The organism is Providencia sp. wls1922 (genome assembly GCF_009706505.1).
Lineage (GTDB): Bacteria > Pseudomonadota > Gammaproteobacteria > Enterobacterales > Enterobacteriaceae > Providencia > Providencia lanzhouensis.
Genome location: NZ_WLUG01000104.1, coordinates 1 through 22,624 on the forward strand (window position 1 = coordinate 1; position 22,624 = coordinate 22,624).

At 43.6% G+C, this 22,624-nt stretch carries 18 protein-coding genes and 6 tRNA genes; 16 read left to right on the forward strand and 8 right to left on the reverse strand.

All coding sequences use genetic code 11. The annotated features are described in order from the left end of the window. Positions 1-60: 60 nt before the first annotated feature. The 4 genes from glnS to nagE all read right to left on the reverse strand — a co-directional run bounded on the left by glnS (position 61) and on the right by nagE (position 5,932). Entirely contained in the window at positions 61-1,728 is a 1,668-nt protein-coding gene (gene glnS / locus GKR71_RS14450) for a glutamine--tRNA ligase (RefSeq protein WP_154634480.1), read from the reverse strand. A gap of 147 nt (positions 1,729-1,875) precedes the next feature. Beyond that, the gene (locus tag GKR71_RS14455; RefSeq protein ID WP_036947618.1) at positions 1,876-2,691 is read right to left on the reverse strand and encodes a sulfite exporter TauE/SafE family protein; all 816 of its coding nucleotides are present in this window, start codon (positions 2,689-2,691) and stop codon (positions 1,876-1,878) included. 147 nt (positions 2,692-2,838) lie between these two features. Next, complete coding sequence (locus GKR71_RS14460) at positions 2,839-3,591, reverse strand: hypothetical protein (RefSeq protein WP_108479372.1); 753 nt, start codon at positions 3,589-3,591, stop codon at positions 2,839-2,841. A gap of 313 nt (positions 3,592-3,904) precedes the next feature. After that, positions 3,905-5,932, reverse strand: a complete 2,028-nt coding sequence (gene nagE, locus GKR71_RS14465) for an N-acetylglucosamine-specific PTS transporter subunit IIBC (protein WP_036947622.1) — start codon at positions 5,930-5,932, stop codon at positions 3,905-3,907. Between the two features lie 354 nt (positions 5,933-6,286). On the opposite strand from nagE, the gene nagB reads away from it, so the two are divergent. The 10 genes from nagB to GKR71_RS14515 all read left to right on the forward strand — a co-directional run bounded on the left by nagB (position 6,287) and on the right by GKR71_RS14515 (position 12,202). After that, the gene (gene nagB, locus GKR71_RS14470) at positions 6,287-7,090 is read left to right on the forward strand and encodes a glucosamine-6-phosphate deaminase (protein ID WP_036947626.1); all 804 of its coding nucleotides are present in this window, start codon (positions 6,287-6,289) and stop codon (positions 7,088-7,090) included. A 124-nt stretch (positions 7,091-7,214) separates the two neighbouring features. After that, complete coding sequence (nagA, locus tag GKR71_RS14475; protein ID WP_154634481.1) at positions 7,215-8,381, forward strand: N-acetylglucosamine-6-phosphate deacetylase; 1,167 nt, start codon at positions 7,215-7,217, stop codon at positions 8,379-8,381. A gap of 7 nt (positions 8,382-8,388) precedes the next feature. After that, on the forward strand, positions 8,389-9,612 hold the full coding sequence (nagC, locus tag GKR71_RS14480) for a DNA-binding transcriptional regulator NagC (protein WP_036947633.1): 1,224 nt from the start codon (positions 8,389-8,391) through the stop codon (positions 9,610-9,612). Positions 9,613-9,866: 254 nt separating this feature from the next. Beyond that, positions 9,867-9,943 (forward strand) — tRNA-Met (locus GKR71_RS14485). 7 nt (positions 9,944-9,950) lie between these two features. After that, positions 9,951-10,035 (forward strand) — tRNA-Leu (locus tag GKR71_RS14490). Positions 10,036-10,067: 32 nt separating this feature from the next. Further along, positions 10,068-10,142 (forward strand) — tRNA-Gln (locus tag GKR71_RS14495). Positions 10,143-10,193: 51 nt separating this feature from the next. Continuing rightward, positions 10,194-10,268: transfer RNA gene (locus GKR71_RS14500), tRNA-Gln, on the forward strand. A 48-nt stretch (positions 10,269-10,316) separates the two neighbouring features. Continuing rightward, positions 10,317-10,393, forward strand: a tRNA-Met gene (locus GKR71_RS14505). 12 nt (positions 10,394-10,405) lie between these two features. Next, positions 10,406-10,480: transfer RNA gene (locus GKR71_RS14510), tRNA-Gln, on the forward strand. Between the two features lie 378 nt (positions 10,481-10,858). Next, positions 10,859-12,202 (forward strand): dicarboxylate/amino acid:cation symporter, encoded by a 1,344-nt coding sequence (locus tag GKR71_RS14515; protein WP_154600179.1) that lies wholly within the window; start codon positions 10,859-10,861, stop codon positions 12,200-12,202. A 58-nt stretch (positions 12,203-12,260) separates the two neighbouring features. Here the strand turns inward: GKR71_RS14515 and nfsB are convergent, their stop codons facing one another. Continuing rightward, a complete protein-coding gene (gene nfsB, locus GKR71_RS14520; protein ID WP_036947735.1) occupies positions 12,261-12,914 on the reverse strand; it encodes an oxygen-insensitive NAD(P)H nitroreductase in 654 nt (217 codons plus the stop codon). Positions 12,915-13,013: 99 nt separating this feature from the next. Between nfsB and GKR71_RS14525 the strand changes: the two genes are divergently transcribed. Beyond that, on the forward strand, positions 13,014-13,400 hold the full coding sequence (locus GKR71_RS14525) for a winged helix-turn-helix transcriptional regulator (protein ID WP_195848399.1): 387 nt from the start codon (positions 13,014-13,016) through the stop codon (positions 13,398-13,400). Between the two features lie 56 nt (positions 13,401-13,456). Here GKR71_RS14525 and ubiF read toward each other — a convergent pair whose 3' ends face one another. Beyond that, complete coding sequence (gene ubiF, locus GKR71_RS14530; protein ID WP_036947739.1) at positions 13,457-14,644, reverse strand: 3-demethoxyubiquinol 3-hydroxylase; 1,188 nt, start codon at positions 14,642-14,644, stop codon at positions 13,457-13,459. A 336-nt stretch (positions 14,645-14,980) separates the two neighbouring features. Here ubiF and miaB point away from each other — a divergent pair, with 336 nt between their 5' ends. From miaB to lnt, 5 genes are all read left to right on the forward strand, one after another. Continuing rightward, entirely contained in the window at positions 14,981-16,411 is a 1,431-nt protein-coding gene (gene miaB / locus GKR71_RS14535) for a tRNA (N6-isopentenyl adenosine(37)-C2)-methylthiotransferase MiaB (protein WP_154634482.1), read from the forward strand. An 86-nt stretch (positions 16,412-16,497) separates the two neighbouring features. Continuing rightward, positions 16,498-17,496 (forward strand): PhoH family protein, encoded by a 999-nt coding sequence (locus GKR71_RS14540; protein WP_225577265.1) that lies wholly within the window; start codon positions 16,498-16,500, stop codon positions 17,494-17,496. Then, the gene (ybeY, locus tag GKR71_RS14545; protein ID WP_036947642.1) at positions 17,497-17,964 is read left to right on the forward strand and encodes an rRNA maturation RNase YbeY; all 468 of its coding nucleotides are present in this window, start codon (positions 17,497-17,499) and stop codon (positions 17,962-17,964) included. It abuts the gene before it with no gap. Positions 17,965-18,154: 190 nt separating this feature from the next. Further along, a complete protein-coding gene (gene corC / locus GKR71_RS14550; RefSeq protein WP_154600177.1) occupies positions 18,155-19,039 on the forward strand; it encodes a CNNM family magnesium/cobalt transport protein CorC in 885 nt (294 codons plus the stop codon). Then, on the forward strand, positions 19,039-20,574 hold the full coding sequence (gene lnt, locus GKR71_RS14555; protein WP_154600176.1) for an apolipoprotein N-acyltransferase: 1,536 nt from the start codon (positions 19,039-19,041) through the stop codon (positions 20,572-20,574). Before corC ends, lnt begins: the two co-directional genes overlap by 1 nt. Before the next feature lie 63 nt (positions 20,575-20,637). Here lnt and GKR71_RS14560 read toward each other — a convergent pair whose 3' ends face one another. After that, entirely contained in the window at positions 20,638-21,561 is a 924-nt protein-coding gene (locus GKR71_RS14560) for a sugar kinase (RefSeq protein ID WP_036947647.1), read from the reverse strand. Continuing rightward, positions 21,558-22,580: an SPFH domain-containing protein gene (locus GKR71_RS14565; protein ID WP_036947650.1), complete on the reverse strand. Its 1,023-nt coding sequence runs from the start codon at positions 22,578-22,580 to the stop codon at positions 21,558-21,560. The genes GKR71_RS14560 and GKR71_RS14565 overlap by 4 nt, the downstream gene beginning before the upstream one ends. Positions 22,581-22,624: the final 44 nt, after the last annotated feature.

Below are 22,624 nucleotides of genomic sequence, written 5' to 3' on the forward strand. Positions count from 1 at the left end.
TATGTGACTAGGGTTAGCGAATGCAGCCAACGCCGCTACAGCGCGAAGTATGACGAGGATTTAGTTAGACTCAATCTTAGCCCACGTATCACGCAACCCAACCGTACGGTTAAACACCAGCTTATCCGCACTGCTCAGTTTGTTATCTGCGCAGAAGTAACCTTCACGCTCAAACTGGTACGCTTTTTCTGCTGGTGCATCGCGCAGGCTTGGTTCAACAAAACCTTGGCGAATAACCAGAGATTCTGGGTTCAGCACTGATAAGAAATCATCTTCGGCTGCTGGGTTTGGTACAGTAAACAGGCGGTCATACAGACGAATCTCCGCTGGCAGTGCATGTGCTGCACTTACCCAGTGGATAACACCTTTGACTTTACGACCGTCAGCTGGATCTTTGTTTAATGTGCCTGCATCGTAAGTACAGAAGATAGTGGTAATATTGCCTTCTGCATCTTTTTCTACGCGCTCTGCTTTGATGATGTAAGCATTACGTAGACGCACTTCTTTACCTAATACCAAACGCTTATATTGGCGGTTAGCTTCTTCGCGGAAGTCTGCACGGTCAATATACAGCTCATTACTAAATGGCACTTCACGCATTCCCATTTCTGGGTTGTTCGGATGATTTGGTGCCTTCAGAATTTCTTCGCCTGCTGGCATATTTTCAATCACTAAGCGAACTGGATCGATAACCGCCATTGCGCGTGGTGCTGAGTCATTCAAGTCATCACGAATGCAAGATTCTAATGCCGCCATTTCGACGTTGTTATCTTGTTTTGTGACACCGATACGACGGCAGAATTCACGAATGGATGCCGCAGTATAACCACGACGACGTAAACCAGAGATGGTCAGCATGCGTGGGTCATCCCAACCAGCAACGTGTTTTTCAGTCACTAATTGGTTCAGTTTACGTTTTGACATCACCGTGTATTCGAGGTTCAGACGAGAGAACTCGTACTGACGCGGGTGGCAGTCAATCGTGATGTTGTCCAGTACCCAGTCATACAGGCGGCGGTTGTCTTGGAATTCTAATGTACACAGTGAGTGAGTAATGCCTTCCAGCGCATCAGAAATACAGTGAGTGAAGTCGTACATCGGGTAGATGCACCACTTGTTACCGGATTGGTGATGTTCCGCAAATTTAATGCGGTATAACACTGGGTCACGCATAACCATAAATGGCGATGCCATGTCGATTTTCGCACGCAGACACGCTTTACCTTCTTCGAAGCCACCCTCGCGCATTTTTTCAAATAACGCTAAGTTGTCTTCAATCAGGCGCTCACGATAAGGGCTGTTTTTACCCGGCTCTTTTAATGTGCCACGGTATTCACGAATTTCATCCGCACTTAATTCATCAACGTAGGCAAGGCCTTTTTTGATAAGCTCAATCGCGTATTGATATAAAATATCAAAATAATCAGATGAGTAGCGAATGTTGCCGCTCCACTGGAAACCTAACCATTGAACGTCATTTTGAATGGAGTTCACATACTCAACATCTTCTTTGACCGGGTTAGTATCATCAAAGCGTAAGTTACACTGGCCTTGATAATCCTTCGCGATACCAAAGTTCAAGCAAATTGATTTCGCATGGCCAATGTGTAAGTAGCCATTCGGTTCAGGTGGAAAACGGGTATGTACTGATGTGTGTTTCCCAGTCGCCAGATCTTCATCTATGATCTGACGGATAAAGTTAGTTGGGCGAGCATCTGCCTCATTCATTGTCATCGTTCCTCAGTGCCAAAAGCGCGCTAAATTCGTATAGTAACCGAATATATTCTACCATAATACGTCCAGAAACAACCGTTTGATTAAGGTTAGTCGGCAAAAGCAATGGCAAAGGGGGATTTTTATCAAAAAATAGGCTATTTATACGAATAGCATGACCCCAAGAACTACCATCAGTAAAATGGGATAGCTTTGAGCATGGCGTTTATCACTCAAGTAGGGCATCAAAAACGAAGCAAACCGAATACCTAGCCACGAGGTAGCAATCAAAATTAAGGCGCCTTTAATATAAATCATCCCTAAGAAACCAGAGCCTAATTCAAGGTGCTTTTCCATAGCAAAATAGAAGTAAATCAAAGAGCCCGTGATTGCCATCGGTAACGTCAGCGGGTTAGCAAATGCCGCCGCTTGCAACATGCTCGCTCCACGGCGACGCATCAAAGGTACCGTCATCACACTACCCCCTACGCCTAAAAATGCCGCGACGGTACCGATCACTGTACCGATGAGCGTGTCCTCAATGCATTTGCCTCTTATTAACGTATTACCTTCTGATTGGGTTTGTATAAATCCGGGGCGAATAAAGCAATCGAGAATAGTGATAATGAGATAACCAATAAATATCCAGCGGATCCATTCACTGTCTACCGATAGCGCGATGAGCGCACCTAAAATGCCGCCAATTGAAATAGGCAGCATAAAAGGTTTAATAATTTGCCAGTTGAAATTCCCTTTCAGGTAGTGTGCTCGGCTCGATAAGCTTGATGAGAAAATCATCACAAATGTAGATGTGGCGACGGCGATTTGCATCGCAACTTCGCTGGCATCATGGCGGGGTCCCCAAACAAGGGTAATTAAGGCATATAACAGGGGTACCGTAATAAAGCCGCCCCCAAAACCGAATAGCGCTGTTGTGATCCCCGAAATAAAACCAAATAAACAAAGTAGTAAATCCACAGGATGATCCTCAAAGATGGTTGAGTTTTTATCTTATCCTTGAGAACCGTCATGTGCTTATGCAGATTTGACAACTCGCTTTGAGATTTCGCCAAATTAATTAACAAATATAACCTTTGAGTTACAAGTCTCTGTGAATTCAATCAATTAGTTTTTTCGCCATACATCAAATTCATCGGCAAATTTCCCAACGGATTCCCCTTTCGGCGCCTTAGGCATCTGCTTAATCGCTTGAGCGACACTGATAATCAAACGCATAAATTCATCCGCAAGTCGCTCTTCACTCTCATTAGGTATGTCTGTTATGTTTCGACCTGCTTTGGGTTTCCACTGCTCCCTTAACGCATCAAAGAGATTAAACAGTTGCTGCTTGGAGCTATACAGTAGGCTGCCATCTTTAAAGACGTCCTGAAAACCCAATTCATCAATATAATAGTCAAGAAGATCTTCGTTAGCCGGGTTATTAATATAGACCCCCTCTCCCCCGACCTTGATGAGAAAAAATAAAATACTCAGCAATGAGTAAACCATCATTTTTCCATCTAATGCTTTATTGTTTTTCTCAAAATTTTGCAGTATTTCGATTGTCGCTCGACGGCAATGAGGGTCATAGCTACAGACACAACCTCCCGCTGCTTTATCGGGTATTCGGACTAAAATTCGGTTACGGCTAATAAGTTTAAAACAAAAACTAAAGCTCTCTTTGGTCATAACAATTTCTTGATACTCAAGCCAATCTAAAGGCTCTTCCATTGCTAACGAGCTGATATTGCAATACTTTAAATTCTCTTTGTTCATTCTACGAATGCGAATCGGATTCCCTGAACATTGAAAAAAATGGTTCATTTTTTGAAACACATATTCGCTAGCTTCACTCACGAGCGTTATTTTTGACATCATCTTATTTATTCCTTTAAAAACAGCTTCCTTTAACCAACCGATTTCCTTAAATGATTTTTCGCTTCGCCAACAAGGGAAATTTACCTCAAAGAAAATAAGCCATAAGAGAAATAAAATAGTAATAAGTGCCAAAAAATTAAATTCGGTTATACCGAATACATGATTGATTAATATAGGAATTAATACATCGAAAGTTAATACTTGAGGAATTAATGCTTTGGATATTAATTACGGAATAATTTAGATAAAAAATGCCAGCTGATTAAGCTGGCATTTTCTAGGTACTGCTCGCTATTTTCTATCTATACGTAGATTATTTTAATACGTGATAAATAACGGTTTCACCTGCAATAACCTGACCTTTCGCTAAAATTTCAACGCCAGCGAAGTCATCAATATTACTGATGATAACAGGGCTAATCATTGATTTTGCATTCGCTTCAAGGAATGGCAGGTCGAGTTTCAGAATCGGTGTGCCCGCTTCAACTTCAGCACCCTCTTCAACTAAACGCTCACAGCCTTCACCATTTAATGCAACGGTATCAATCCCCATATGCACAATCAGTTCAACGCCATTCGCGGTTTCGAGGCAGAACGCATGGTTAGTTGGGAAAATTTTCACAATTGTCCCTGCGGCTGGCGCCACCACTTCACTGCTGGTTGGTTTGATAGCAATACCATCACCGACGATGCGGCTAGAGAACGCTTCATCCGGAACCTGATCCAGTGAGTAAACTTCACCACTAACTGGTGCGATTAACGATAGTACCGCGTTACCTTTTACTTTTTCTGGTGTCGTTTGCTGGCTTTTTTCTGGAGCCGCAGCTGGCGCAGATGCCGCAATAGGGCCTTTTGCCATCACTTCTGTCATCGCTTTAGCGATTAATTCAGCACGAGTTCCCACAATCACTTGCACGTTTTGCTTGTTCAGGCGGATCACGCCAGATGCACCAATACGTTTAGCAAGTGGGTCGTTGACTACCGCTGAATCTTTTACGCCTAAACGTAAACGCGTGATACACGCGTCGATGTTAACGATGTTGTCGCTACCACCTACTGCTGCAATATACTGACGAGCTTCTTTTTGAATTTCGCTTTCATCGCTGTGAGCATCGCTGACGTTTTCGTCATAGCCATCAACAGTTTCATCACCCGCGCTGACTTCACGACCTGGCGTTAACAGGTTGAATTTGCGGATCATGAATCGGAAAATCACGTAGTAGATGCAGAAGAAGACTAAGCCTTGAACAATCAGCATATACCAGTGAGTTGCGAGTGGGTTACGTGTCTGTAAGAACATATCCACCAGCCCCGCACTGAAGCCGAAGCCTGAAATCCATTCCATTGTTGCCGCGATATAGACAGAAATACCGGTCAATAATGCGTGGATCACATACAGTACTGGCGCAACGAACATAAATGAGAATTCAAGCGGTTCAGTAATACCAGTAAAGAATGCAGCAAACGCACCTGCAATCATGATACCAGCCACTTTGGCTTTATTTTCTGGACGTGCACAGTGATAGATAGCCAGAGCCGCACCTGGCAGACCGAACATCATGATAGGGAAGAAGCCCGCTTGGTAGCGACCCGTAATCCCAACTGTTGCCAGACCTGCTTCGATAGACTTCGCGCCACCTAAGAAGTTAGGAATATCGTTGATACCCGCCACATCGAACCAGAATACAGAGTTCAGTGCGTGGTGTAAGCCAACAGGAATTAATAGACGGTTAAAGAAAGCGTAGATACCCGCGCCAACAGAACCTAAGTCTTTGATGCTTTCACCGAACGCCACTAATCCGTTATACACCACCGGCCAAACATACATCAGAATGAATGCCAGGATGATCATCAGGAATGAGGTTAAAATCGGGACGAGGCGACGACCACTGAAGAATGACAACGCTTTTGGTAGCTCAACGCCACTGTAGCGGTTGTAAAGTTCAGCAGAGAGAACCCCAACAAGGATACCCACGAACTGGTTATTGATTTTATTGAATGCAGCAGGGACGGATTCCACTGGCACACTCATAATCATTGAGTAGGACGCAGGCGAACACAGTGTTGTCACCACTAAGAAGCCGACAAAACCGGTTAATGCAGCTGCACCATCTTTATCTTTAGACATTCCGTACGCAACACCAATCGCAAACAACACGGACATGTTGTCGATGATGGCTGCACCGGATTTGATCAGTAACGCAGCGATTGCGCTATTGGCGCCCCAACCATCTGGGTCAATCCAATAACCAATCCCCATAAGGATTGCGGCGGCTGGTAATACGGCGACAGGCACCATAAGCGCCCTACCAATCCGCTGTAAGTAGCTAAGAATATTCACAAACTCCCCCTTTGTATCGCTCTATTTTTGTCCCATTTCAGGATCTTATTTTCACGCATCGGAAATATATCCGAAGTCGCTTAATTATAGCAATTCATAGAATAGATGAATTTTTTCGCGATACAAAATAAATAGCTGGAAACTGTGATAAATGTCAACGAAAGAAACCTAATATTGACTAAATTAGTAGCTATTCTCGAAAACTTATTTTATGATTAAAAATAAGTTTTTTATATGATTTGCTGTATATACTCCAAGTACCTCAGTCATAAGAAAATGTTGAAAATGTTCAACACAATTGAGATTTGGGGTCCTACAAGTATAAATTTAAAGAAACACTAGAGGTAAAAGTACATGAGGCTTATCCCATTAAATAATGCTCATGATGTTGGCGTATGGTCCGCACAGTACATCGCTGATAAAATCAACGCATTTAATCCGACAGCTGAACGCCCTTTCGTTCTAGGCTTACCGACTGGCGGAACACCGCTTGCCACCTACAAAGAATTAATTGCCTTATATAAAGCAGGTAAAGTCAGCTTTAAGCATGTCGTGACATTTAATATGGATGAATACATTGGTATTCCAAAAGATCATCCACAAAGTTACCACACGTTTATGCACCAAAACTTTTTTAATCATATTGATATCCAAGCTGAAAACATCAATTTACTCAATGGTAACGCACCTAATGTCGACGCTGAATGTCAACGCTATGAAGACAAAATCAAATCCTACGGTCAAATCAACCTGTTTATGGGTGGGGTAGGTAATGATGGTCATATCGCGTTTAATGAGCCAGGTTCTTCTTTAAGTTCGAGAACTCGTATCAAAACGCTGACGCCAGAAACTCGCCAGGCTAACTCCCGTTTCTTTGATAATGATATCAATCAAGTTCCTAAATATGCATTAACTGTGGGTGTTGCTACTTTATTAGATGCGAAAGAACTGATGGTATTAGCGACGGGTGCAAACAAAGCTGATGCCGTTCACGCTGCGGTAGAAGGTTCTGTTAACCACTTATGGACAATCAGCTGTGTGCAGCTACATCCTAAAGCATTGATTGTCTGTGATGAGCCAGCAACATTAGAATTGAAAGTCAAAACGCTCAAATATTTCAAACAATTAGAATGTTCGAATATCGAGCAATTTGATTAATTTATACTCAACTCTATTTTAGAACCTCTAAAAGTAACTAAAATAGATAGAGTATCGAACACCCGACCCGCCATACTGATGCGGGTCGGTGACCCATTTTACTCGCGGTCAGGAGTTTTACGCTATGTACGCATTAACTAATTGCATTATTTTTACAGGTCACGAAAGACTGGATAACCACGCAGTCATTATTGATGGCGAAATCATCAAAGCGGTGTGCCCAGAATCCGAACTCGCTCACGATATCGAACGTAGAGATTTGAAAGGTGCCATTCTATCGGCTGGCTTTATCGATCTCCAAGTGAATGGCTGTGGCGGCGTGCAATTCAATGACAACGAAGAAAATGTCACATTGAAAAACCTCGAAATCATGCAAAAAGCCAATGAGCGTGCGGGGTGTACTAGCTTTCTGCCAACTCTCATTACCTGTTCAGATGAACTGATGAAGCATGGCGTTGATGTCATGACTGAATATCTGAAACAGAATAAGAACCAAGCGCTTGGTTTACATATTGAAGGCCCTTACATTAATTTGATTAAAAAAGGGACTCATAACCCAGAATTTATCCGTAAGCCATCAATTGAAATGATGGATTACTTAGCAGCACATGCTGACGCAATTAGTATGATCACGCTCGCCCCTGAAGTCGTTGAGCAACACTTTATCCACCAGCTCACCGAAGCTGGCATTGTGGTTTCAGCAGGTCACTCCAATGCAACCTATGAAGAAGCGCGTCAAGGCTTCCGCTCAGGTATTCGCGCATCAACCCACCTATTCAACGCCATGCCATATATTTCTGGTCGTGGCCCTGGTCTGGTTGGCGCAATTTACGATACCCCTGAAGTCTATGCAGGCATTATCGCGGATGGTTTACATGTTCAATGGGCCAATATTCGCAATAGTAAACAACTCAAAGGGGATAAGCTGGTTTTAGTCACCGATGCGACAGCACCAGCGGGAATTGATCCCCAAACAGGTGAAATGGATCATTTTATCTTCGCAGGTAAAACCATATACTACCGCAATGGATTATGTGTCGATGAAAATGGCACACTGAGCGGCTCTTCCCTGACCATGATTAATGCGGTGAAAAACAGTGTTGAACATGTTGGCATTCCTCTTGATGAAACATTAAGAATGGCCACCCTTTACCCAGCAAGAGCCATTGGGGTAGAGGCAACATTAGGTTCCATCGAAGCCGGCAAAACGGCTAACTTGACTGCCTTTAACCAAGACTTCCAAGTCCTTTCAACTTATGTAAACGGAGAGGAAGTCTATAAAAATGAGTAACTAGCTGATGAATCAAAGCCACTCGCTAAAGCAAATTGGTAATATTGATCTCGTAAAACAACTCAACAGTGCTGTCGTTTACAGCCTGATTGATCAACAAGGACCAATATCTAGAATTCAGATAGCGGAACAGAGCCAGCTTGCGCCAGCGAGTGTCACTAAGATCACCCGCCAATTACTCGAACGTGGTTTAATCAAAGAAGTAGACCAGCAGGCCTCCACCGGAGGCCGTCGCGCTATCTCTATCGTCTCCGAATACAAACATTTCCACACCATCGGCGTACGCTTGGGGCGTTACGATGCCACAATCGCCCTGTATGATCTTAGCGGCAAAATGCTGGCAGACGGTCACTACCCTATTACAGAACCCACCCAGCAAATCGTCGAAGAGAAACTGATTGCGGCACTTGAAGATTTTATCTCGCTGCACCAGCGACGCATCCGTGAGCTGATTGCTATTTCGGTGATATTGCCAGGACTTGTCAATCCGCATTCGGGTATTGTCCACTACATGCCACACATTAAAGTGGATAACTGGAAGCTGATTGATAACCTACAGCAGCATTTCAATCTCACCTGTTATGTTGGGCACGATATTCGCAGCCTAGCTCTCGCTGAGAGTTATTTCGGTGCTACCCAAGATTGTGAGGACTCGCTTCTTGTACGCATTCATAGAGGCGCTGGAGCCGGTTTAGTCGTTAATAAAGAGATCCTTCTTAATCATCGAGGTAATCTTGGGGAGATTGGGCACATCCAAGTAGACCCACTAGGCGACCTGTGCCATTGCGGTAATTTTGGATGTTTAGAAACCATCGCCTCCAACCAAGCCATTGAAGCTCGCGTGAAACAGCGCTTAGAACAGGGCTATGCGAGCCAATTAACCCCTGAAACCAGTTCAATTACCCATATTTGCCAAGCCGCCAATAAAGGTGACCCACTGGCAACCGAGGTTATCCAACACGTCGGACGCCAAATTGGTAAAGCCATCGCTATCACTATTAACTTGTTTAATCCTGAAAAAGTGGTGATCGCCGGAGACATTACTGAAGCTGAGCAGGTTCTATTACCCGCCATTCAAAGCTGCATTGATACCCAAGCATTAAAAGGTTTCCGTGAAAACTTACCGATTGTTACCTCACAACTGGTTCATAATTCAGCAATTGGTGCATTTGCGCTGACAAAACGCGCCATGTTAAATGGGGAATTGCTCCAAAGATTATTAGAAAGTTAGCTTTGTGCTCTTTCTTATCGATAAACAGCAAAATAGCGCAATAAATTCCAGTGTAATTTTTAACCATCTTAATAATAACAAATCACATTTTTTCAAATTCGGGGTTGTTTTTTGCTGGCTTTATCGACAAAATGATTATTCATCAAACAAACAGACGCATTTTCTAAAAAATAGTGCAAAAAGCTGTTGACTGTCTTGCCTGTAATTAGCATAATGCGCCCCGCAACGCCGATGAAGGTTAAGCAAAAAAAGATGGCTATGTAGCTCAGCTGGTTAGAGCACAACACTCATAATGTTGGGGTCACAGGTTCGAATCCCGTCATAGCCACCATTTCTTTGCGGGAGTGGCGAAATTGGTAGACGCACCAGATTTAGGTTCTGGCGCCGCAAGGTGTGCAAGTTCAAGTCTTGTCTCCCGCACCATTTTCCTTCTCGGTACAAATTGAATTTAAGATTGGGGTATCGCCAAGCGGTAAGGCACCAGGTTTTGATCCTGGCATTCCCAGGTTCGAATCCTGGTACCCCAGCCATCTTAAAGGCAATTATTTTCGTAGTGAAAATAAATAATAGATATTCTCGGATGGGGTATCGCCAAGCGGTAAGGCACCAGGTTTTGATCCTGGCATCCCCAGGTTCGAATCCTGGTACCCCAGCCATCTATTATCCTACCAAGTAGTAAAATCACACAGTAAAGAAAATACAATGGCTATGTAGCTCAGTTGGTTAGAGCACAACACTCATAATGTTGGGGTCACAGGTTCGAATCCCGTCGTAGCTACCATTTCTTTTTTGTTGGGGTATCGCCAAGCGGTAAGGCACCAGGTTTTGATCCTGGCATCCCCAGGTTCGAATCCTGGTACCCCAGCCATCCTTTCTTGTATCCATCATCAAAAAATACTCTCAAAACAATTTAAAAATTTAAGTAAATAAACTTAATGCGTTATTTATTTAATGCTTTTTAAAACTATCATTCTGCCTTTAAATTTTCTTTTAACCTTTTAAAAAACATTTAACACATCCCATTTACCTTTACGCAACCTTTGTGTCGGAAGTGTGATGTCAGTCATTTTCACATAACCAAATAAAGTGGTAATCTTGCGGCGAATTGTAGTTAGATTAGATTAGTAATACGTAAGCCCCCTTTCGTCTTAAATTATCAGTCCAACTTTCCAATCCATCTCAACTCAGTTGTAAAAAAACCAATAATTATAATTGCTATAACACAATATTTTTACAGAGAAAACTTATGCGAAACATAATAAAACAACCACTATATAAAATTTTATATGTGCAGGTCATCGTCGCCATCACTCTTGGTATTGCCCTTGGGCATTTTTTCCCAGACATCGGAGAGTCATTAAAACCGTTGGGTGATGCGTTTATTAAAATCGTGAAAATGATTATTGCCCCAGTCATTTTCTTAACGGTTGTGACCGGTATTTCAGGCATGACCAACATGAGAGCCGTTGGTAGCGTTGCAGGTAAAGCAATGCTGTACTTCATCACATTCTCAACTATCGCACTGATTATTGGTTTAATCGTCGCTAACGTCATTCAGCCAGGCTCTGGACTGAATATTGACCCTGCAACCTTAGATAATGCCAAAGTCGCGGGCTATGTTGAAAAAGCACACGAATCTACCATCGTTGGCTTCTTCATGAATATTATTCCAGACACCGTTATTAGCCCATTGGTGAACGGAAACATTCTGCAAGTCCTGTTTATTTCGGTAATTTTTGGTTTAGCACTGGCAGCAACTGGTAAACACGGTGAGCCTATCGTTAAACTGCTGCAAAACTTCTCTGAGCCAGTGTTCAAGATGGTTGCGATGTTGATGAAACTAGCACCTATCGGCGCATTTGGTGCGATGGCATTTACCATTGGTAAATACGGTATTTCGTCTATCGGCAACTTAATGATGCTGATTATGACGTTCTACATCACCTCCCTGCTGTTTGTTCTGGTCGTACTGGGTGCAGTGGCTAAATATAACGGCTTCTCGATTATTGAGCTTATCAAATACATCAAAGATGAATTATGGTTAGTGCTGGGTACCTCTTCCTCTGAAGCGGCATTACCAAGCTTAATGAGAAAAATGGAGCACGCTGGTTGCGAAAAATCCGTCGTGGGCTTAGTGATCCCTACCGGTTATTCATTTAACCTCGATGGCACCAATATCTACATGACGATGGCGGCGCTGTTTATTGCTCAAGCGACCAATATTGAACTGACGCTCTGGCAGCAAATTTCCCTGCTGTTAGTTGCGATGATCAGCTCTAAAGGTGCGGCGGGTGTAACGGGTGCAGGTTTCATTACCTTAGCGGCAACACTGATGGTAGTACCAAGCATTCCAGTTGCAGGTATGGCATTGATTCTGGGTATCGACCGCTTTATGTCTGAGTGCCGTGCGCTGACCAACTTAGTCGGTAACGCTTGTGCATGTATCGTGGTTGCGCGTTGGGAAAAAGAGTTAGATACCGAAAAACTGGCGCATGCATTCTCATCCAAAGGTGAATCTTTAGATTCAATCATCACCGAAGAAGATGTAGTACAACCAACGAATTCTGTCGATATCGCAAATAATAAATAATTTATTACTGCCATAACGAAAATAAGCCGCAATCGCGGCTTATTTTTTATCTAACAAATTAAAGTTCAGTCACGACTTCATTCAATGGAAGACGCACTTTCGGTAAGGCAGAATTAAAATCGTCTTCAGTTTTATAACCCAGCGCAACTACCGTCACCGCACTTAGCCCTTTCTCATTTAAATCGAATTCGTCATTAAGAATTGAAAAATCGAGACCTTCCATTGGCAACGCATCAACCCCTAACACCGCTGCGCCCAATAATAATGCCCCCATATTCAAGTAAACTTGTTTTTCTATCCAATGCGGTAAATCCTTCAATTCATTCTTATGTAAATTCACAAAAAATGAACGAGCCATATGATTTTGCTCTTTAAACTCGCTTTTCTGATATCGCCCTTCTTCATCTTCGAGCTCTAAAAGATGCAGTAAATAATCCTCAGGCAACTCTGTTTTTGCGCACATCACTACCACATGGGATGCATTGCGAATTTTTTCCTCATTGAATGAGTATCCACCTGCCGTCGCATTGATAATTTTTTGTTTTGCTTCAGGGCTACTTACCATCAAGAAATGCCAAGGTTGCACATTGACACTCGAAGGACTTAATTGAAGTAACGCTTTTATCTCACTCAGCGTTTCATCAGAAATCGTTTTATTTGGGTCAAAACTTTTCGTTGCATAACGGGTATTTAAAACATTAATTAAGTTCATTGGATCCTCTAAGTTAAATAAACTGTCTTGAGTTTTGAACATCCTAATGTTAAAAGTACAAACAGACAAGTACGCACATTAATGGCACATACTATACAAATGGATACTATCAAAAAAAGACGTTATACAAACTACACCTACGATGGATGCCCTGTTGAAGCCTCATTAGAGCTAATGGGCGGAAAAGGGAAAGGCGTGATCCTGTATCATTTACAGGGAAAAACACTGCGATTTAATGAAATAAAAAGGAAACTAGTTTTCATTACGCCGCGTATGCTGACCAAGCAATTACGAGAACTCGAAAGCGATGGGCTAATTACTCGACATGTCTATCCTGAAGTACCGCCTAAAGTCGAGTACTCAATGACCCCCGCGGGTGAATCTTTAAGTACAGTGATTAATGCTCTGCAAGAGTGGGGGGAAAAATACGGGATCCCGCTATTAAATATGCAAGAGCAAGATGCAAATACAGAAGAGTCATCATGAGGAAGTTACCCAGAAATTTATCTGGGTAACAAATAACAATAAATAGGTTCAGTAGATTACAGCCCCAGCGCATATTTTAGCGCTAATTTTTTCGCCTCGCCCGCACGTTGCGCGGTCATCAAGCCAAAGTTTCTTAGCATTTTCAAGCCCGGTAAATTTTCGCTAAAGGCCATATAGAAAATATCCATCCCCGCCTGCATCACAAGATTATCGGGTAAACGGCGGCGCTGATAGCGCTTAAGCACATCCAAAGACTCCCATGTCTCAATACACTCACGCGCTTGGTAAATGACCTTCAATAACACATCTACATCGCGATAACCGAGGTTCACCCCCTGACCCGCTAACGGATTGATAGTATGCGCCGCATCACCAATCAGCACCAAGCCATCCATCACATAGCGGCTTGCATGGTGACGTGTTAAAGGAAAGGCGCCCGATGCGATGGCTTTTACTGCACCAAGCCGCTCAGGGAACGCTTCCGAGATAGCACCTGTGAGCTGCTCCATAGACATGCTTTGCAAACGGCGAATTTTGGCGGGGCTGTCATACCACACGAGGGACGCCCAGTTATCATACAGCGGTAAAAATGCCCTTGGGCCTGATGGGAAAAACTGTTGCCATGTACGGTCTTGCTGCGGCGCATCCGTTTGGATAGTGATCAGCATACAAGATTGGCGATATTGCCAGCCACGGCTTCCAATACCCGCCATTTTACGCACTTGAGAATTAGCACCATCTGCGCCAACCACCAGTTTAGTTTCTAGAATGCGCCCATCTTCCAGCTCAACCATCCAGTGTTTTTGCCCATGAGGTTGATGTAAATTCACCAACGTGGCTGGGCAAACTAACTCTAGGTTGCTGTACTGTTCGCACTCTCGCCACAATGCCAACTGTAAAACACGGTTTTCCACCATAAAGCCAAGCTCTGGTAAGCCTAAACTTTTAGCATCAAAAATCACATTGCTGCCCGGCTCTTCCCAGGTTTCTAATTCACGATAAGGCGCGCTGCGCATCGCTTCTACATGTTTCCATGCCCCTAATTGCTTTAATAATTCAATCGAGGCACTGCTGATGGCAGAGATACGCACATCTGGCGTACTGCTCGCGTCAAACTCGGTCGGCTGGGCTTTCTCAAGTAAAGCCACTTTCATCCCTTCTTGGGCGAAGCCTAATGCTGCTGCAGCGCCGGTCATTCCCGCACCAACCACAACAACATCATAAAATTCAGTTAGTTTATTCATCATGATAGCTACTATTAACTGTTTGATTTATTTAGTATACCGAAAAATTCTTACCCCCGCAGGCAATATCTACGCTCGGGCTCTGGTCACTGATGCCTCAAATGAATACAATACTCGTCAATCTTTAAAACAATAGGCAAATAGCCTGCCCTTAAGTATTTGGTGATGATATTATTTTAGCATGTTATTACTGGGTGATTTTTGCATTTAATCCAATACAGAACGCTGTTCTTAATCAAAATGCGGTGAATTCCCCATCATCATAGGGTAGGACTTTGGATTTACAACGCGTTTCGAAGTCCCTATTTTAGACCTCGAAAACACCGGATACACGACATGTCAACAAATAAAAAGTTATATATGAAAACTTGGGGCTGCCAGATGAACGAATACGATTCATCTAAAATGGTCTCTTTACTGGAAAGCACCCACGGCTATCAACTGACTGAAATTGCTGAAGAAGCAGATCTGTTGTTATTAAACACTTGTTCGATCCGCGAAAAAGCCCAAGAAAAGGTGTTCCACCAGCTTGGTCGTTGGAAATTCTTCAAAGACAAAAATCCTGACATCATCATTGGTGTCGGTGGCTGTGTCGCATCACAAGAAGGTGATTTTATTCGCCAGCGTGCACCTTGCGTTGATATCGTTTTCGGCCCGCAAACTCTGCACCGTTTACCAGAAATGATTAACCAAATTCAAGGTAATCGTAGCCCAATTATTGATATCAGCTTCCCTGAAATTGAAAAATTCGACCGCTTACCTGAGCCACGTGCTGAAGGCCCAACCGCGTTCGTTTCTATCATGGAAGGCTGCAACAAATACTGTACGTTCTGCGTTGTGCCGTACACTCGCGGCGAAGAAGTTAGCCGCCCTTGTGACGATATCCTGTTTGAGATTGCACAGTTAGCGGCGCAAGGCGTGCGTGAAGTTAACTTGCTGGGTCAAAACGTTAACGCCTACCGTGGTGAGACGTTCGACGGTGAAATCTGTTCATTCGCAGAATTATTACGTTTAGTGGCCTCTATCGATGGTATTGACCGCGTCCACTTCACCACCAGCCACCCAATCGAATTCACCGATGACATCATCGAAGTGTATCGCGACACACCTGAGCTCGTGAGTTTCTTACACTTACCAGTACAAAGTGGCTCTGACCGCGTACTCACCATGATGAAACGTGCGCATACCGCATTGGAATATAAAGCGATTATTCGTAAATTACGCGAAGCTCGCCCAGGCATTCTGATCAGCTCCGACTTTATTGTTGGCTTCCCTGGCGAAACCACCGATGATTTCGAAAAAACCATGAAGCTGATTGCTGATGTGAATTTTGATATGAGCTACAGCTTCGTCTACTCCGCTCGTCCGGGTACGCCAGCCGCTGATTTACCGGATGATGTTAGCGAAGACGAGAAAAAACAACGTCTGTATCTGCTGCAACAGCGCATTAATCAGCAAGCAATGAGCTTCAGCCGTGCCATGCTAGGAACAGTACAACGTATTTTAGTGGAAGGCACCTCACGTAAAAATGTGATGGAGCTTTCAGGTCGTACCGAAAATAACCGCGTAGTGAATTTTGAAGGCACTCCGGACATGATCGGTAAATTTGTTGATGTCGAAATCGTCGATGTTTATACCAACTCTTTACGCGGTAAAGTGATTCGTACCGAAGATCAAATGGATCTACGTGTTCATGAATCCCCAGAATCCGTGATTGCCCGTACCCGTAAAGAAGATGAACTTGGCGTTGGTAACTTCCAACCCTAAAGATAGGATACTCAGTGACCGATAACAAACCTTTGCAAATCGCAACACAAGAGATTTTTTTAGAGCCCGCAGATAATCAGCGTTTAATGAGCCTTTGCGGGCCATTTGACGACAATATTAAGCAATTAGAGCGTCGTCTTGGCATTGAAATCAATCGCCGAGACAATCGTTTTAAACTATCGGGTAAAGCGCTTAATATCCAAGCGGCCAGTAAGATTTTACGCCAGTTGTACGTTGATACCGCGCCAATCCGCGGTGTGATCCCTGACATTGATCCTGAAAATATTCACCTTGCGATTGTCGATAGCCGAGTGCTTGAGCAATCCGCAGAAAGCGTGCCTGACTATGGTAAAGCCGTGAATATCAAGACCAAGCGCGGCGTGATCAAACCTCGTACCCCAAATCAGGCGCAATACATTGCCAATATCTTAGATCACGATATTACATTTGGAATTGGTCCTGCGGGAACTGGTAAAACTTACCTTGCTGTTGCAGCAGCCGTCGATGCATTAGAACGTCAAGAAGTACGCCGAATTCTGCTCACCCGCCCTGCGGTTGAAGCAGGCGAAAAACTGGGTTTCTTGCCGGGTGATTTAAGCCAGAAAGTAGATCCTTATTTACGCCCTCTGTACGACGCGCTGTTTGAAATGCTTGGTTTTGAAAAAGTTGAAAAACTGATTGAGCGTAATGTGATTGAAGTGGCTCCGCTGGCTTACATGCGCGGTCGCACACTGAACGATGCGTTTATCATTTTAGATGAGAGCCAAAACACCACCATCGAACAGATGAAAATGTTTTTAACCCGTATTGGTTTTAACTCTAAAGCTGTTGTCACTGGGGATATCACTCAGGTCGACTTACCAAGAGGCAGCAAATCCGGTTTAAGACACGCCATCGAAGTGTTGTCGAACGTGGATGATTTAAGCTTTAACTTCTTCCATAGCGAAGACGTGGTGCGTCACCCTGTCGTGGCGAAAGTTGTCATGGCTTATGAAGCATGGGAAGAGCAAGACAGCAAACGTCGCCAGCAATTGAAAGAAGAAAAAGAGCAACAACGTGAGCTTGAAAAGCAGGAAAATCACTAAATGAGCGATGTTATTCTCGATTTACAAATAGCGAGCGAAAATACCGACGGTTTACCCTCTGAAGCGATGTTCCAGCGCTGGGTCAATGCGGTATTACCCAAGTTTCAAGCTGAAAGTGAAGTCACTATTCGTATTGTTGATGAAGCCGAAAGCCATGAATTAAATCTAACTTATCGTGGAAAAGATAAGCCGACTAACGTGCTGTCATTTCCATTCGAAGCGCCACCAGAAGTGGAACTTCCGCTGTTAGGGGATTTAATTATTTGCCGCCAAGTGGTGGAGCAAGAAGCCGTCGAGCAGCAAAAAAGTGAAGAAGAGCATTGGGCACACATGGTAGTTCACGGTTGCCTGCATTTACTCGGTTATGATCATATTGAAGATGATGAAGCTGAAGAAATGGAAGGATTAGAAACCGAGATCCTCGCAGAAATGGGTTATGCCGATCCGTATCTTGCGGAAAAAGAGTGAGCTCACTATAATTTTTAACGTTAACAAGCATTTTTAGACGTAAAACGATGTCTGTTAACGTAAAGAATATGCTTCGACGCTAACCCATAAATTGTTTCGCTAAACAAAATGTTTTAAGCTAAACAATTCATACCTAACTCTATGGGTTAGCGATTTTTCTAATTAACTGAGGAATAATAAATTAAACGCCATGAGCGACGATAACTCTTCGAGTAGTGACACCCCTGGGCCTAAGAAAGGTTTTTTTGCATTGTTAAATCAACTTTTCCATGGTGAACCTAAAAACCGTGATGATTTGGTCGAATTAATTCGTGATTCTGAACAAAACGATTTAATTGACCCGGATACCCGTGAAATGCTGGAAGGCGTCATGGATATTGCCGATCAGCGGGTACGTGACATCATGATCCCTCGCTCTCAAATTGTTACCTTAAAACGTAACCAAAGCCTTGATGAGTGCCTCGATGTCATCATCGATTCTGCCCACTCTCGCTTCCCTGTTATCAGCGAAGATAAAGATCATATTGAAGGGCTATTAATGGCAAAAGATTTACTGCCATTTATGCGTACCGACGCAGAACCATTCAGTATTGATAAAGTGTTACGTCAGGCCGTTGTTGTTCCTGAAAGTAAACGAGTAGACCGCTTACTCAAAGAATTCCGTTCCCAGCGTTACCATATGGCCATCGTTATTGATGAGTTCGGCGGTGTCTCTGGTTTAGTGACTATTGAAGATATTTTAGAGCTGATCGTCGGTGAGATTGAAGACGAGTATGACGACCAAGATGATGTGGATATCCGCCAGCTGAGCCGCCATTCATACTCTGTTCGCGCCTTGACTCAAATCGAAGACTTTAATGACGCCTTTGGGACGCATTTTAGTGATGATGAGGTAGATACCGTTGGGGGCTTAGTGATGCAAGCCTTTGGTCACTTACCATCCCGTGGTGAAACCATTACCATCGATAACTACCAGTTTAAAGTTTCCATGGCGGATAGCCGTCGAATTATACTGCTTCAAGTAAAAATTCCTGACGATGCCCCAGTGCCTACTTTGGATGAAGAACAGAGTTAATGAACTTATCCTCTACTTATCAAAGCCAGTGGCTACGCCTGCTGCTGGCTTTACTATTCGGAGCCAGTGGTACACTGGCTTTTTCGCCTTTTGACTTCTGGCCCGCCGCTCTCCTTTCTATTTTCTTTCTCCAGCTATTAACCCTACACAGAACCGCCAAGCAAGCTTTTGCTATCGCGTTCGCATGGGGATTTGGCTTATTTGGCAGCGGCGTCAACTGGGTGTATGTCAGTATCGCCGATTTTGGTGGGATGCCGGATGCCGTTAACATATTTATCGTTATCTTGCTGGCTGCTTATCTGTCTCTGTACCCCGGTCTATTTGGTCTACTGCTCAATAAACTCACCCCCAACGCCAATATTTGGCGCTTAGTCTTGATGGCGCCCGCACTGTGGCAAGTGACTGAGTTTCTGCGCGGTTGGGTACTGACTGGCTTCCCATGGCTGCAATTTGGTTATAGCCAAATTGATGGGCCGATGAAATCATTAGCGCCAATTTTTGGCGTTGAGATGATAACCCTGCTGCTATTTAGCATCAGCGGCTTGCTCGTCCTAACAGTCATTCGTCGCAATCTTATCCCTCTAGCATGTGCGGCAGCGCTGTTGCTGGTTCCTCTGTTAGCCAAAAACGTCCAGTGGTTCACTCCTCTGAATGATAAAACCATGGAAGTGGCATTGGTGCAGGGCAATATCCCTCAATCAATGAAATGGGAAGCAGGCTTTTTGCAGCAAACCAAAGATCGCTATATCAAGCTTTCCAGCCCTTATATTGGCAAAGCCGATATGATTATTTGGCCTGAGTCAGCTATTCCTGTGGTGGAACTGGAAAATCAGCCGTGGCTTAAAGCGCTGGACACGTTGCTAAATGAAACCAAAACGCGGTTAATTACCGGAACTGTCGATGCAAAACCGGTCAATGGTGATTCGGTATTCTATAACTCTATTATTGTACTGGGCGATAGAAAACCCTATCTCTACCCGACTAAGAATCGTTATAACAAGCATCACTTAGTCCCATTTGGTGAGTTCGTCCCGTTGGAAGATTTACTTCGCCCGCTTGCGCCATTCTTTAATTTACCAATGTCGGGCTTTAGCCGTGGAGATTATCAACAGGCTCAATTAGCAATTGGTAATATTCATCTAACAGCAACCATTTGCTATGAAATTATTCTGGGTACTCAAGTTAGAGATAACTTCAAACCTGACAGTGACTACTTACTGACAATTTCAAATGATGCTTGGTTTGGTGAATCGATTGGTCCTTGGCAGCATTTCCAGATGGCAAGAATGCGCTCATTAGAACTTGGTCGCCCGCTATTACGCGCCACCAACAATGGCGTAACGGCGGTCATCAGTGCGGATGGTTCCATTCAAGGTATTCTGCCACAGTTCCAAGATGCGGTACTGGCTGAAAAAGTCACACCAACAACGGGATTAACCCCTTATGCTCGTTGGAGTAACTGGCCGATGTGGGGTATGGTCGCCATATTCGGTATTGTTGGATTTACCCTTAACCGTCGTCAAAAACGTCACTAATTGACGCTTTAAACCGATTAATAATCCCCGACATCTCGATTGATGATTCGGGGATTTTTTAACCTAACCAATTAATAACCCCTGCGTTTCTGCTATCCCAATTGAGGCAATACAGCCTGCATTAAAATTCAAATAATCATCTTCAATACCATCGGAGAAAATTACGCCATTTTCAGGCATTAAAGACTCTAATTGTAATGGCGTGGTTTGCTCAATGGTGCCAAACACTAATTCCGTTCCCGTCGTTCGGCTGCGAAAAGGTTCCCTTACGCTGAACTGTAACCGTTTTTCATCCCAACCAAATCCCTGTGATAATGGATGAGAGTGAGTCCCTGCTATCGCCTGAGCCCCTGCAATAATAGATTGAAACCATCCCGTTGATCCTAACCCTGTGGAGACAATAATTCCTGATGATGATTGGAATTCTTGCTGCCCTTGCCATTTCACCCGATAGCGTGCAGATGTATGGCTTTTAGGACCTATAAATAGGTCGTTAACGGCTAATAGCGTTTGCCCATCATTGGTTGTAGCTTGCGCAAAAGTAACGGATTTTTGATTTACCTTTCCAGTTAGTGTACGCGTCACCACATCCGATAGCTGCCCAATTTCAAAGGGCAGCAATTTACCATCCCAACGCGTCGGTTCCGGATTTATAGCAATCACCGGCTGCCCATTAAGATATTTAAGGGTATTTGCCACTAAACCATCTTGCCCTATGACCACCACGATATCTCGCGCTGAAAACTGGTAGCTCGGTAACAGTTTTCTTTCCAGTAATTGAAAGCGTCCCATCGTTTTAAGAATCGACTCAGCTTGGATTAACTGCCGCTGATACACATCATGTTCAAGTAGGTAATCACTCACTTCAACATCATTATGTTCAAGGTAAAATTTTGCTTGCGACCAGGTATTGAAACGCTCAATTAATTCCTGCATACGAGTTTTACGCATCACTAACACAAAGCGAACATCATCATACTGACTCATTGTTTAGCCCCTTTTTTCATTAGCTGACCAAATAAATCTGGTGAGAAATTAATTTCACCAATTTTGCCTGCGTTTTGAGCCAAGGATTCAAATGCCATCGCCATCAATTGCTCTGGGTTCATTTTCGCCAATGCCATCGCCTTCAAATTCTCCACTGGCAATTGGCTATACGCTTTCATTTTAGCTTCGATGGCATAAGCATCCGCTTCTGATTGAGTACGTTGGTTTTCAACACTTAGCGCCACCAGCTCATTACGCTTAGCTTCCAAATTAACCTGAGCTATTAACTCTTCTTGTTCAATTTCAGCACGCTCACGCAGCAATGTACGTTCATTATCCAACCGAGCTTCTTCAATTTGCTGCTGCTTGGCTTGTACTGATAAATCCGTTTCTAATTCCGCCTCTTTTATAGTTCTCTCCTGCTCAACAGAGAATTTGCGTCTCGCATAAATCGCATCGTCAGCCTCTTTCAAAATTGATTCCCGTGCTTGAGCTTCCAGCGCTTTGAGCGTTTCAGGAGACGGTGTAATAGCAGAAATTGCCACATCCAAAATTTCTATGCCTAACGATTCAAGTGCAGGATGCTCAGACAGTTGCTGAGAAACCAACAGCACCAATGGTTGCCCCATGAGTAATGCATCTCGCAAATCGGTACTTTGCGTTTTTGCTTGGATGACAGTTTGGGCACTACGAACCACCCTATCACTCAGCTTTAACGGGTCTTCTGACGCATAAGATTTACCATCTTGGGCAAGGTTAAAATTCAAGACATCCGCTGTTTTTTCTGGGTATTTCACTTGAAACGAAATTTGCCCTTGAATACGCAAGCTTTGGAAATCCGCTGTCTGTAGATTAAAAATAAATGGCGCTTCTTGGGCGTTCAAAGGTAATGCCGCAATGGACGTTTTATCCGCGTTATACCAAAAACTTAACCCTTTACCTTGCTTACGTACTGCACCATTAATGGATTGAATAATGAATGTCGATGAATCTGATTTGAAATATTTAAAATTTAACATGGTCTACCCCACTTAGTGTCTTTGTGAAATCAATTAGTGTCTTT